The organism is Micromonospora sp. DT228 (genome assembly GCF_049841595.1).
Taxonomy (GTDB): Bacteria; Actinomycetota; Actinomycetes; order Mycobacteriales; family Micromonosporaceae; genus Micromonospora.
Map to the genome: position 1 here is coordinate 22,922 of NZ_JBNCKO010000030.1, position 12,028 is coordinate 34,949.

12 protein-coding genes are annotated in these 12,028 nt (G+C 72.7%); 5 read left to right on the forward strand and 7 right to left on the reverse strand.

Annotated elements, in window-relative coordinates:
* Window positions 1-158: 158 nt before the first annotated feature.
* Window positions 159-1,613, reverse strand: a complete 1,455-nt coding sequence (locus ACLQ29_RS33925) for a glycoside hydrolase family 3 protein (RefSeq protein ID WP_425775449.1) — start codon at window positions 1,611-1,613, stop codon at window positions 159-161.
* A gap of 170 nt (window positions 1,614-1,783) precedes the next feature.
* Between ACLQ29_RS33925 and ACLQ29_RS33930 the strand changes: the two genes are divergently transcribed.
* Entirely contained in the window at window positions 1,784-2,959 is a 1,176-nt protein-coding gene (locus ACLQ29_RS33930; protein ID WP_393372620.1) for an ROK family transcriptional regulator, read from the forward strand.
* 126 nt (window positions 2,960-3,085) lie between these two features.
* On the opposite strand, the gene ACLQ29_RS33935 is transcribed toward ACLQ29_RS33930, so the two are convergent.
* The gene (locus ACLQ29_RS33935; protein WP_425775450.1) at window positions 3,086-4,099 is read right to left on the reverse strand and encodes an ABC transporter permease subunit; all 1,014 of its coding nucleotides are present in this window, start codon (window positions 4,097-4,099) and stop codon (window positions 3,086-3,088) included.
* Window positions 4,096-5,121, reverse strand: a complete 1,026-nt coding sequence (locus ACLQ29_RS33940) for an ABC transporter ATP-binding protein (protein ID WP_425775451.1) — start codon at window positions 5,119-5,121, stop codon at window positions 4,096-4,098. Before ACLQ29_RS33940 ends, ACLQ29_RS33935 begins: the two co-directional genes overlap by 4 nt.
* 131 nt (window positions 5,122-5,252) lie before the next feature.
* On the opposite strand from ACLQ29_RS33940, the gene ACLQ29_RS33945 reads away from it, so the two are divergent.
* Window positions 5,253-6,083, forward strand: coding sequence for an ABC transporter ATP-binding protein (locus tag ACLQ29_RS33945; protein WP_425775452.1), 831 nt, complete (start codon window positions 5,253-5,255; stop codon window positions 6,081-6,083).
* A 25-nt stretch (window positions 6,084-6,108) separates the two neighbouring features.
* Window positions 6,109-7,005 carry a ribokinase gene (locus ACLQ29_RS33950; RefSeq protein ID WP_425775453.1) on the forward strand — a complete coding sequence of 299 codons (897 nt, stop codon included), beginning with the start codon at window positions 6,109-6,111 and terminating at the stop codon, window positions 7,003-7,005.
* Window positions 7,006-7,054: 49 nt separating this feature from the next.
* On the opposite strand, the gene ACLQ29_RS33955 is transcribed toward ACLQ29_RS33950, so the two are convergent.
* From ACLQ29_RS33955 to ACLQ29_RS33970, 4 genes are all read right to left on the reverse strand, one after another.
* Entirely contained in the window at window positions 7,055-7,783 is a 729-nt protein-coding gene (locus tag ACLQ29_RS33955) for a hypothetical protein (protein ID WP_425775454.1), read from the reverse strand.
* A gap of 47 nt (window positions 7,784-7,830) precedes the next feature.
* Window positions 7,831-8,220: a DoxX family protein gene (locus ACLQ29_RS33960; protein WP_425775456.1), complete on the reverse strand. Its 390-nt coding sequence runs from the start codon at window positions 8,218-8,220 to the stop codon at window positions 7,831-7,833.
* Window positions 8,217-8,699: a DUF6232 family protein gene (locus ACLQ29_RS33965; RefSeq protein ID WP_393372642.1), complete on the reverse strand. Its 483-nt coding sequence runs from the start codon at window positions 8,697-8,699 to the stop codon at window positions 8,217-8,219. Before ACLQ29_RS33965 ends, ACLQ29_RS33960 begins: the two co-directional genes overlap by 4 nt.
* 104 nt (window positions 8,700-8,803) lie before the next feature.
* Window positions 8,804-9,283: a DUF6232 family protein gene (locus tag ACLQ29_RS33970; RefSeq protein ID WP_425760173.1), complete on the reverse strand. Its 480-nt coding sequence runs from the start codon at window positions 9,281-9,283 to the stop codon at window positions 8,804-8,806.
* Between the two features lie 98 nt (window positions 9,284-9,381).
* Here ACLQ29_RS33970 and ACLQ29_RS33975 point away from each other — a divergent pair, with 98 nt between their 5' ends.
* Together ACLQ29_RS33975 and ACLQ29_RS33980 are read left to right on the forward strand one after the other, a co-directional pair.
* Window positions 9,382-10,155 (forward strand): enoyl-CoA hydratase/isomerase family protein, encoded by a 774-nt coding sequence (locus ACLQ29_RS33975; protein ID WP_425775457.1) that lies wholly within the window; start codon window positions 9,382-9,384, stop codon window positions 10,153-10,155.
* 122 nt (window positions 10,156-10,277) lie between these two features.
* Complete coding sequence (locus tag ACLQ29_RS33980; RefSeq protein WP_425775458.1) at window positions 10,278-11,900, forward strand: acetolactate synthase; 1,623 nt, start codon at window positions 10,278-10,280, stop codon at window positions 11,898-11,900.
* Window positions 11,901-12,028 lie beyond the last annotated feature (128 nt).

Genomic DNA, 12,028 nt, shown 5'->3' on the forward strand with positions numbered 1-12,028 from the left:
GACGCCCTTCTTGAACGTGTTCAACTACCGACGTCGTCAGCCTAGGGCGAATGTTGAACATGTTCAAGAAGGGGCGACAGGTGACTGTGGACACTGTGCTGCGGCGCTGGAGCGCCGATCCGGCCGAGCCCGGGGACCTGGCCGGGAGATGCCGCGGCTCAGCCGGCCAGACCGAGGGCCTCGGCCGCCGCGCGACCATTGGCGTGGCTCGCGCCGTACGTGGTGACGAAGGCGCGTACGCCCGCGGGGCGCCACTGTGCCGGCCACCCCATCTCCACCACCGTCACCGGATGTTCGGCGGCCAAGCCGGCGACCAGCTCCGGGCCGCCGGGCAGCCGGTGCAGGTGGCGCCCCACAAGCACGATGGGTCGGTCACCGGCCAACCCTCGCAGCGTCGCCGGATCGGTCTCGGTGGCGATCACGCGAATCTCCGGCACCCCGTCGAGGTGCGGACCGAGCCCCCACGGCACCCGCCCCTCGGCGATCGTCGACTCGGTGTGCAACTGCACCACAAGCGGTCGGTCCAGGCCGGTGAGCACCCCGTCCACCCGGATGGCGCGACGCGCTGCCGCGTACCCCAGCTCGGTGTCGCCGGCCGTCGTCGACGCGACGGCGGTCCGGGTCCAGGCGGCGAGTTCGGCGGCGCGGCCGGCGGCCTGCTCGACCCGGGCGGTCGCCAACCGGCCGTCGGTGAGGGCGTCGACGATCTCGGCGGCCACCCGCTCGACAAGCGCGGCGTCGACCCGCGCGCCGATGCAGAGCAGGTCGGCGCCGGCCGCCAGGGCGCGGACCGCGGCCGGCCCGACCCCGCCGGCGGCGACCGCGGCCCCCTTCATCTCCAGCGCGTCGGTGATGACGGCGCCGGTGAAGCCGAGGTCGGTGCGGAGCAGGTCGACAAGGACGGCCCGACTGAAGGTGGCCGGATCGGCGCCGGTCAGCGCCGGCACCCGGATGTGCGCGGTCATCACGGCGCGGGCCCCGGCGGCGATGACCGCCCCGAACGGCGGCAGGTCCCGTTGGCGCAGCAGGCTCAGTGGAGCGTCCACGGTGGGCAGCTCGTGGTGGGAGTCGGCGACGGTGGCGCCGTGACCGGGGAAGTGCTTCGCGCAGGCGGCCACGCCGGCGGCCTGCAACCCGGTCACGGCGGCGGCCGAGTGCGCGGCCACCCGCACCGGGTCCGCGCCGAACGACCGGGTGCCGATCACCGGGTTCTCGTCGGCGGTGTTGACGTCCACCGTCGGGGCGAGGTTGACGGTGATGCCGAGCGCCGCCAGGTCGGCGCCGATCGACTGGTAGACCCGCCGGGTGAGGGCCACGTCGCCGATCGCGCCGAGGGCGGCGTTTCCGGGGTACGGGCTCCCGGTGGCATGCGCCAGCCGGGTCACGTCGCCGCCCTCCTCGTCGATGGCGACGAGCGCGTCCGGCCGGCCGGCGCGCAGGGCGGCGGTGCTCGCCGCCACCTGGGCGGGGTCGTGCACGTTGGTGCCGAACAGGGTGTGCCCGGCCAACCCGTCGGCCAGCAGTTCGACCGCCCAGTCGGGTGGAACGGGCCCCGGGTACGCGGCGAGCAGCGTGCCCAGTGCCAGCCGGCGCAGTCCTGCGTCCAACCCCACGTGATCTTCCCCCTTCGGTGCCCCACCGGTTACGAAACGTCATACCGGTGGTGGTCTTGGCCCTGCCGAATCGGCGGAGCGTCCCACTGTCGGGTGGCCGTTACGCTACGGCTACCCGTTCGCAGGTCGGTTTACAGTTAGCAAAGTTTACTAAAACTAGAGGACGTGTCATGAGTGCGACCCGGCTGCCCGGCACCCCCCGTCTGTTGCGGGCGCTCAACGACCGTGCGGCACTGGAACTGCTCCTCGAACGCGGCCCGCTGACCAGGGCCCGGCTCGGCGAGCTGACCGGGCTGTCGAAGGTCACCGCGTCCCAACTTGTCGAGCGGTTGGAGGAGCGTGGTCTCGTCACGCGGGTCGGCGAGCAGGCCGGCGGGCGGGGACCGAACGCCCAGCTCTACGCGGTCAGCCCCGGCAGCGCGCACGTGGTCGGCGTGGACGTCGGACCGGACCGGGTGGTGGCCGCGTGTGCCGACATCACCGGTGCGGTCATCGGCCGGGTGGAGCAGTCGACCCGGGACACCGACGACCCGGTGGGCGTCGTGCACAACGCCGTGGTGCAGGCGGCCAGCAGCGCCCACGCGCAGCTCAGCAGCGTACGGCGGATCGTGCTCGGCACCCCGGGCCTGGTCGACCCCGGCACCGGCGACATCACGTTCGCCTTCAACCTGCCGCGCTGGCACAGTGGTCTGCTCGCCGCCCTGCGCGACGACCTGCACACCCCGGTGGTCTTCGAGAACGACGTCAACCTGGCCGCGGTGGCCGAGGCGCAGTCCGGCGCCGCGCAGGGGCTCGCGGACTTCGTGCTGGTCTGGGTGGGCGCCGGCGTGGGCCTGGCGATCATGTTGGGTGGGCGGTTGCACCACGGCAGCAGTGGAGCGGCGGGTGAGATCGGCTACCTGCCGGTGCCCGGCGCGCCCATCCCTCGCGACGTCTCCCGCCGCGCCAAGCCCGCCTTCCAGCAGTTGATCGGTGCGGATTCGGTCCGCGCGGTGGCCCGCGAGCACGGCTATCCGGACACCGACGCCGCCGAGGCGGTGCGCGCGGCCGTCGCGGCCGGCGACGACGGTGGCCCGATGCTCGACGAGCTGGCCCGCCGGCTCGCGCTGGGCGTGGCCAGCACCTGCGTGGTGCTCGATCCGCCCCTGGTCGTGCTCGCCGGCGAGGTGGGCCAGGCCGGCGGCGCCGCCCTCGCCGAGCGGGTGCAGCACGAGGTCGCGGCGATCACCCTGGTCCGACCGCGGGTGGTGCCGACCGGGCTGACCGAGGAGCCGATCCTGCACGGGGCGCTGCGCACCGCCCTGGACGCCGTGCGCGACGAGGTGTTCGGCTCCACCGTCGGCTGAGCCCACTGCGCCGGTCATGTGGAGGAATATTTCACCGCAGCTCGGCGGGTTGCAAGCTCTTGCCGCGTTGTCGGCCTGAGCCGGTCCGTCGGGCCGCCCGGAGCGGGAGGCCCGACGAACCGCCTCTCAGATCAGGTCGCGGCGACGGAACACGGCGAACGCTGCGGCGGTCAGCCCGCCGGTGAGCCCGAGCAGCACCAACAGCGCCGGCAGCCAGGTCAGCGTGTAGAACGCGTCGCAGTAGCCACCGCTGCTTCCCCTGCACAGCTGGGCGTCGTAGAAGCGTGCGTCACCGTTGAGCCACGCCCCGATGTGGCTGGAGAGCATCAACAGGTCCGAGTGTGAAGCGTCGACGATCTCCAGCACCAGGCGGGCGCCCAACTCCCACAGCACCACGTACGCGGCGAGCGCGCCGAGCGCCGCCGACGTGTGCCGGCCCAGCGTGGCGATCGAGAAGCCCAGCGCGGCGGCCAGCAACACCAGCACCAGACCACGGCCGTGCACCGCGCCGAGCTCACTCCAGAAGTCGTTGCTCAACCGGCCGGGCAACCCGGCGGTCTGCCCGATCACCCAGAACGTGGCGAGGTAGGCCACCGACGCCAGCACGCTCAGGACCAGCACCGTGCCGAGCAGGGTGCCCAACTTGGCCCCGAGCACAGTCAACCGGCGTGGCCGCCAGAGCAGCAGGTTCACCACTCCGCCGGAGTTCAGGTCAGCGCCGATGTAGGAGGCGCCGACCAGGAAACCGAACAGCACCAGGAACGCGATGAGGAAGTAGAGCAGTGGCCGTGCCTGCTGGGCGAAGCTGAACACCCCCGGCAGGAAGTCGGCGGCGACCGGCAGTTGCTCCCGCAGGGCCGGATCGAACTCGGAGCAGTCGGCGGGGAGGTACAACCCGTCGTCCTCGGTCGGGAGCGCGCCGCCTCTGCGCTGCAGGCACTGCTGAAACGCGACCTCCATGCTCTGCCGCTGCTCGGCGGCCTGCGCCCGCGCCGAGTCCAGCTCCCTCGCGGTCGGCTTGTGCGACCCGGCCAGGGTGGTCGCCGCCGTCACGGCGAACGCCAACGCCAACAGGACGACCATGAGCTGCACGAAGCGACGACCGGACAGCCGCTCCAACTCGGCACGAACCAGGTTCACGCGTCCACTCCCCGATCGAGATCGATCACAGCTTCGCCCCGCTCGCCGTCCGGCAGCGCCGAGGCGTCCGGCAGCGCCGAGCCGTCGACCTGCCGGGGGACCGACGCGTGCGCGTACGCCCCCGTCAGCTCCAGGAAGACGCTCTCCAGATCCGGCCGAACCGGCGTCAGCTCGCCCACCCACAGCCCCTGCTCGCCGAGCACCCGGCTGACCACAGTCGGGTCACTCACCCCGCTCACCACGAGCGCCTCGCCGTCGACGACAGCCGTCAGTTGGGCCGCGTGCAGCAGCTCGGCGGCACGCTCCCGCTCGGCCACCCGCACCAGGAACTCGTGCCGATCGTGGCCCGCCAGCACCTCGTCCACCCGGCCCGACGCAACCCGCTTCCCCCGCGAAATGATCGTGACGTGGTCGCAGATCAACTGGATCTCGCCCAGGATGTGACTGGACACCAGGACGGTCACCCCGTCGGCCGCCAGCGACCGCATCAGGTCCCGCATCTCCCGGATGCCCGCCGGGTCCAGCCCGTTCGCCGGCTCGTCCAGGATCAGCAACCGCGGATCCTTCAACAGCGCGGACGCCACCGCGAGGCGCTGCTTCATGCCCAGCGAGTAGCCCTTCACCCGCTCGTCGCTCCGGTCGCGCAGACCCACCATCTCCAGCGCCTCGTCCACCCGCGAGACGGGGACCCCACCGGCACGAGCCAACAGGCGCAGCGTGCGGTGCCCGGTGAAGTTGCCGAAGAACTGTGGGCTCTCGACGATCGCGCCGACCTGCCCCGCCACCCGGGGCAGCAGCTCCGGCGACGGTTGGCCGAGCACGGTCATCCGCCCACCGTCGGCGCGTACCAGCCCGAGCAGGGCCCGCAGGGTGGTGGTCTTGCCGGAGCCGTTGGGGCCCAGGAAGCCATGGACCTGGCCGGCCTCGACCAGCAGGTCGAACCCGTCCACCGCCACCCGCCGGCCGTTACGCAGGCTGCGGAAGGTCTTGCGCAGACCCTCGATCTCGATGACCGCGCTCATCCGCGCGGCTCCGAATCTTGACGGAACATCAGCCGTCCTCCGGGATTGGTGATCAACGACACGGCGCTTCACCCTATGGCCGAGGCGCCGCCCATGGGGGGCGCCGCGGCGCTGCGTGGTTGGATGGTGTGGTGACTGATGACCTGATCCATGGCGCCGCCGGCGCCGCGCCTGTGGACCCGGATCTGGTGGTCAGCCTGGACGGCGTCGGGGTACGCCGGTCCGGCACCGCCCTCCTTCAGGACCTGACCTGGCGTGTCGAGTTGGACGAGCGTTGGGTGGTGCTTGGTTCCAACGGCGCGGGCAAGACGACCCTGCTCAACCTCGCCTCCGGCCGGCTGCACCCCACCACGGGCGTCGCGCACGTGCTCGGCGAACGGATCGGCCGCACCGACGTCAACGAGCTGCGTACCCGGATCGGGCTCACCACCGCCGCGCTCGCCGAGCGGCTGCCCGCCGACGAGCGGGTCACCGACGTGGTGGTGACCGCCGCCTGGTCGGTGGTCGGCCGCTGGCGGGAGAACTACGACCCGGCCGACGAGGCGCGGGCGCGGGCGCTGCTGAGCCAACTCGGCGTCGGTGGCCTCGCCGAGCGCCGCTACGGCACCCTCTCCGAGGGTGAGCGCAAGCGGGTGCAGATCGCCCGTGCCCTGATGACCGACCCGGAGCTGTTGCTGCTCGACGAGCCCGCCGCCGGGCTCGACCTGGGTGGTCGGGAAGACCTGGTCGCCCGACTGGCCGAGCTGGCGTACGACCCGGACGCCCCGGCGATGGTGCTTGTCACCCACCACGTGGAGGAGATCCCACCGGGGTTCACCCACGCGCTGCTGCTGCGCGAGGGCGGGGTGGTCGCCCAGGGCCTGCTCGCCGAGACGTTGACAGGTGACAACCTCTCCAAGACGTTCGGTCTGCCGCTCGTGGTCGAGCGGTCGGGCGACCGTTACACCGCGCGGGCCGCCTGAACGCCACGACAGGGCGGAGACGACAGTGCCGCAGACCCGGGTTGCCGTGGTGGGCAGCGCCAACATGGACCTGGTCGCGATGGCGCCCGCGCTGCCGCGGGTGGGCGAGACCACGCTCGGCACCGACTTCGTGATGGTGCCCGGCGGTAAGGGCGCCAACCAGGCCATCGCCGCGGTCCGGGCCGGCGCCGCCTGCGCCTTCCTCGGCGCGATCGGCTCGGACGCCTTCGGTGTCACCCTGCGGGCCCGGATCACCGCCGCCGGGGTGGACACCAGCCAACTACGCGTGGTCTACGGCACCTCAGGGGTCGCACTGGTCATGGTCAACGCGCAGGGTGAGAACGCCATCATGGTGACTCCCGGCGCCAACGACGCGCTTGTCGGCCTCACCGAGGAGGAACTGGCCACAGTACGCGCGGCGGACGTGCTGGTCGCCCAACTGGAGATCCCGGTGCAGACCGTGACGGCCGCCGCGGTGGCCGCCCGCGCCGCCGGCACCCGGGTCATCCTGAACGCCGCCCCGGCCCGGGACCTCCCACCCGAGCTGCTCGCCGCCGTGGACGTCCTGGTCGTCAACGAGGGCGAGGCGCAGACGCTCACCGGCCGAGGCCGGGAGGACCCCCGGGCGCTGCTCGACCTGACCCCCCGGGCCGTGCTCACTCTCGGCGGCGAGGGCGCGCGGTACGTCGACCGCGACGGCACCGACGTGCACGTGCCGGCGGTACGCGTCGACGTGGTCGACTCCACCGCCGCGGGCGACGCGTTCACCGCCGCGCTGGCCGTCGGCTGGGGCGAGGGACGCGACCTGGTCGACGCGGTGCGCTGGGCGTCGGCGGCGGGCGCGGCCTGCGTCCGCAAGCTCGGTGCCTCGGTGGCGCTACCGCAACGCGCCGAGATCGACGAACTGTACGCGCGGGCCTGAGCGCGCCGATCACCTGCGACTGCTGATCCTCCGCGCAGCCGGGGAGGGCTCAGCCGGCCGGCTCGTCGGCGAGCTTCTCGCCGCGACGGCGCAGCATGCCCAGCCCGGGAATGCCGGCCACGGCGAGCTTGAGGTCGCGGGTCACGTCGAGCAGGTCGTGCAGGTCGGGCCCGACCCGGTCCAGGGTGGCCAGGATCGGCAGGATGTCGGCCGTCAGGTGCTCCCTGAGTTTGGGCAGCTCATCGATCAGGTGGATCGCCGCGGTGATCTCCTCGTGGCTCAGCTCCTCGACGAACTTCGCGGCCATCGGCGCGGCCCGCCGCAGCGCCGGCTCGTACGCCGCCAGCAGCTCGGCCGCCGTGGCGGCGGCCTCCGCAGCGGTGCCCACGGTGGTGGCGGCCCGGCCGGCCACCCGGTCGGCCTCGGCGACCACCGTGCCCGCCGCCCTGGAGACCCGGTCGGCCTCGGCGACCACCACGGCGGCGGCAGCGGCCACCTCGGTGGCGGTGTCGATGGCGGTGGTCGCGGCGGCGCTGATGACGGCCACCTCGCGGACCGCCGCCTCGGCGTCGTTGAGCACCTGATCGGTCCGGTCCAGGGTCGTCTCGATCCGGTCCACCACGCCGTTGATCCGGGCCAGCAGCGCCTCCACCCCGTCCAGCACCGCGAACGCGCGGGCGGGCACGGCGGCCATCGAGGCGGCCGAGCCGAGCGCCTGGTCGAGAGCGGAGCGGGTCAGACCGACAACTGCGGTCGGTGTGGGGAGGGGGATCGCCATGGGGTCAAGTGTGCGTCGGCCGTGCCATAACCGCCCGACGGAGCCGGTCAGCGTGAGTGCCGGCCGGCGACGTCGGCGCGGGCCACCCGCAGCGCCCACCAGATCAGCGGCACCTGCAGCGGCACCCGGCCGTACGCGATGGCCCGCTTCGTCGGGCGTCGGCGTCGCCAGTCCACTGCCATCTTCACGTTCGCCGGCAGGACGGCGACGAAGAGCGCGGCGGCGGCCCGACCGCCGGCCCGACGGGTGGCCGGGTTCGCGACCGTAGCCGCCACCGCAAGTTCGGCCACTCCGCTGGCGTACGTCCAGAACCGGGCCGGGCCCGGCAACGCGCGCGGCACGATCGGGTCGTAGACGCCGGGGCGTACCAGGTGGGTGACACCGGCCACGGCGAGCAGGCCGGCCAGGGCGACGGCCTCACCGCGGCGGGTGGTCATCGATGGTCCCCCTGCTGTTCGACGGCGCGCTGCACGGCCCGGTAGATCTGCCCGAACCGTAGCGCGTCCGGGGTGCGCACCAGCAGGTCCTCGCGGCCGTGGTGCTGCACCCACAGCTCGTGCACGTGGCTGCCACGCTCGTAGGAGCGGTCCAGCCAGCCGAGGGGGATCTCCAGGAACGGCAGCGCCACAAGCGCCCCGACCGCGCAGGCGGCGAGGATGATCAGCGCCAGCTGCCAGTTGCCCCGGTCCTGAGCCGACCACGCCAGTGACAGCACGCAGACCACGGCGACCAACGGGGGCAGCGAGAGCAGCAGCACCAGGACACCGCGCCCCAGCACACGGCCGCGGACGGCGAGGGTTTTCTGGCCCCGCGCGTGCCAGACGAACGTCACGTCGGGCAGGGCGATCACGTGACCACCCGCCCGGATCGACTCGGAGGTCACCTGCACCGCGTCGTCCCGGTAATAGAGGGTCATCACTAAGCCTAACCACCGACAGGCAACATTCGCCTCCGCTGCGTGAGGTTCGCTCAGATCTTGGACATTTAGCGTCCGCGTCGAACCGGTTCCGGGCGGGGCCGCTATCGACGGCTGGCGGGGCGGGCCGGTTGGCTGTGTTCGACCGCCCGCTGCACCGCCCGGTAGATCTGACCGAAGCGCAACGCGTCGCCGGTGCGCAGCAACCGCACCGGCTGGCCGCGCCAGCGCGCCCAGATCTCCAGTTGACGGCTGCCCCGGGCGTACGAGCGGTCCAGGTGCTCGAAGAGGAAGTCGGCGACCGGCCCGACGGCCAGCCCGATCAGCACCGACGCGCCGACGATCGCGATCGTCACGGTGGGTGAGCGGTGCAGCCAGACGGCCACGCCGATGCCGAGCACCGCCGCGACCAGCGGACCGGCCAGGGCGGCGCCGATGGCGCCGCGCCCCACCAGGACGCGCCAGGAACGGCTGCCGCGGCGGTGCCAGATCATGGTGATGTCGGCGAGCGCGTAGCTGCGACCGTCGGCTCGGAAGGTGGTGGAGGTGACCTGCACCGACCTGTCGTCGTAATACGTCGTCATGGCTGGACTCCCGCCCGCGGGGCTGACACCACACTACTTACCCAAACGAGCCGGGTCGTAAGGTTGGCACGCGACTTCGACGAGGAAGTGAGGGCAGCGTGGGCGAGTTCGTTCGGCTGGAGACCAAGGACGGCATCGGCACGATCCGGCTGGAGCGGCCGCCGATGAACGCGCTCAACACCCAGGTGCAGGAGGAGTTGCGCGCCGCCGCCACGGCGGCCAGCGCCGACCCCGAGGTCCGCGCCGTCGTCGTGTACGGCGGGGAGAAGGTCTTCGCCGCCGGCGCCGACATCAAGCAGATGGCCGAGATGTCCTACGTGGACATGGCTGACCGGGCCGCGAACCTGTCCAGCGCGCTCGGCGCGATCGCCCGGATCCCCAAGCCGGTGGTCGCCGCGATCACCGGGTACGCCCTCGGTGGCGGCTGTGAGCTGGCGTTGGCCTGCGACTGGCGGGTGGTCGCCGAGGACGCCAAGCTCGGCCAGCCGGAGATCAAGCTGGGCATCATCCCGGGTGCGGGCGGCACCCAGCGGCTGGCCCGCCTGGTCGGCCCGGCCCGCGCCAAGGACCTGATCATGTCGGGGCGGATGGTGGACGCGCAGGAGGCGCTGCGGATCGGCCTGGCCGACCGGGTCGCCCCGGCCACCGAGGTGTACGACACGGCCGTGGAACTGATCACTCCGTACCTGACCGGGCCGGCGCAGGCGCTGCGCGCGGCGAAGCTGGCGGTCGACGGCGGTCTGGACATGGACCTGAACTCGGGTCTGGCCTGGGAGAGTCAGCTCTTCGCGGCGCTGTTCGCCACCGACGACAGGCGCGAGGGCATGACGGCGTTCGTCGAGAAGCGCACGCCTGACTTCACCGGCCGCTGAGCCCGCCGGTCCACCCTCCCACTGCCCCTGACCTCGGTAGCGTCCACCGGCCGGGACCACCGTCGGACGGTCAAGTGACTGGCCGGTAACCTGTGATCCCGGCCACGGACGATGGGAGCGACATGACGGAGCGGATCGAGGGTCACGGCGGCGAGTTGGCGCTCGCGGCCCTACGCGCGCACGGCGTACGGGAGATGTTCACACTCTCCGGCGGGCACGTCTTCCCGCTCTACGATGCCGCGTACAAGACCGACTTCCCGATCTACGACGTCCGGCACGAGCAGTCCGCTGTGTTCGCCGCCGAGGCGGTGGCCAAGTTGCAGCGCCGGCCCGGTCTCGCGGTGCTCACCGCCGGGCCCGGTGTCACGAACGGCATCTCCGGCATGACAAGCGCGTTCTTCAACGCCTCCCCGGTGCTGGTGCTCGGCGGGCGCGCGCCCGCGTTCCGCTGGGGCTCCGGCAGCCTCCAGGAGATGGACCACCTGCCGCTTGTCACCCCGGTCACCAAGCACGCCGAGACGGTGTTCAGCACCGACGACATCCCGCGTGCGGTGGGCGCCGCGCTCACCGCCGCGCTCACCCCGCACCGTGGGCCGGCCTTCCTCGACTTCCCGCTGGAGACGGTCTTCTCGGTCGCCGAGGTCGACCTGCCCGCCGTCTCCGGCGTCGACCCGGTCGTGCCGGACCCGGAGGAGGTCGGCCGCGCCGCGCTGCTCATCGCCGGTGCGCAGCGACCCGTCATCATCGCCGGCTCCGACGTGTACGCGGGCGACGCGGTCGCCGCGCTGCGCGAGGCGGCCGAGGCGTTGCAGGTGCCGGTCTTCGCGAACGGCATGGGCCGCGGCTCCCTCCCGCCGACGCACCCGCTCGCGTTCGCCAAGGCCCGTCGGGCCGCGCTCTCCGGCGCCGACGTGGTCGTGGTGGTCGGCACCCCCCTGGACTTCCGGCTCAGCTTCGGCGACTTCGGCGACGCCAAGGTGGTGCACATCGTCGACGCGCCCAGCCAACGGGCGACGCACGTGCAGCCGGCCGTCGCCCCCGCCGGTGACCTGCGCCTGATCCTGTCGGCGCTGGCCGATCACTCCGGTGACCGGGCCGACCACACCGACTGGATCGCCGACCTGCGCGTGGCCGAGGACGCGGCCAAGGCCCGGGACGCCGCCGAGATGGCCGCCGAGACCGACCCGATCCGTCCCGCCCGGATCTACGGCGAGCTGCGTCGGGCGCTGGACCCGGACGCGATCACCATCGGCGACGGCGGCGACTTCGTGTCGTACGCCGGGCGTTACCTGGAGCCGGCCCAACCCGGCACCTGGCTGGACCCGGGCCCGTACGGCTGCCTGGGCACCGGCATGGGCTACGCGATGGGTGCCCGGGTCAGTCACCCGGACCGGCAGATCTGCGTGCTGATGGGTGACGGCGCCGCCGGCTTCTCGCTGATGGACGTCGAGTCGCTGGTCCGGCAGAAGCTGCCGGTGGTGATCGTCGTCGGCAACAACGGCATCTGGGGGCTGGAGAAGCACCCGATGCGGGCCATGTACGGCTACGACGTGGCCGCCGACCTCCAACCGGAGTTGCGCTACGACACGGTGGTCAGCGCGCTCGGTGGGGCGGGGGAGACGGTCGCCAAGGCGGCCGACCTGGGCCCGGCCCTGCAACGGGCGTTCGACGCCGGAGTGCCGTACCTGGTGAACGTTCTCACCGACCCGACCGACGCGTACCCCCGGTCGTCGAACCTGGCCTGAGTCGTACCCGCCGCCGCCGTCGCCCGTCCGCGGGCGGCGGCGCGGCGTATTCCCGCAGCTAAATCGGCGGAAATTCGGCTCCCGTCGTCGTAACGTCAGCGCGGGATCGGCGGGATGTCAGCCCTGTC

What these genes read in the sequence shown, in the direction of transcription:
- ACLQ29_RS33960 (WP_425775456.1), bottom strand. Translation starts at nt 8,220, where the DNA reads ATGACCACCCGCCGCGGTGAGGCCGTCGCCCTGGCCGGCCTGCTCGCC.
- ACLQ29_RS33955 (WP_425775454.1), bottom strand. Translation starts at nt 7,783, where the DNA reads ATGGCGATCCCCCTCCCCACACCGACCGCAGTTGTCGGTCTGACCCGC.
- ACLQ29_RS33965 (WP_393372642.1), bottom strand. Translation starts at nt 8,699, where the DNA reads ATGACCCTCTATTACCGGGACGACGCGGTGCAGGTGACCTCCGAGTCG.
- ACLQ29_RS33970 (WP_425760173.1), bottom strand. Translation starts at nt 9,283, where the DNA reads ATGACGACGTATTACGACGACAGGTCGGTGCAGGTCACCTCCACCACC.
- ACLQ29_RS33980 (WP_425775458.1), top strand. Translation starts at nt 10,278, where the DNA reads ATGACGGAGCGGATCGAGGGTCACGGCGGCGAGTTGGCGCTCGCGGCC.
- ACLQ29_RS33940 (WP_425775451.1), bottom strand. Translation starts at nt 5,121, where the DNA reads ATGAGCGCGGTCATCGAGATCGAGGGTCTGCGCAAGACCTTCCGCAGC.
- ACLQ29_RS33930 (WP_393372620.1), top strand. Translation starts at nt 1,784, where the DNA reads ATGAGTGCGACCCGGCTGCCCGGCACCCCCCGTCTGTTGCGGGCGCTC.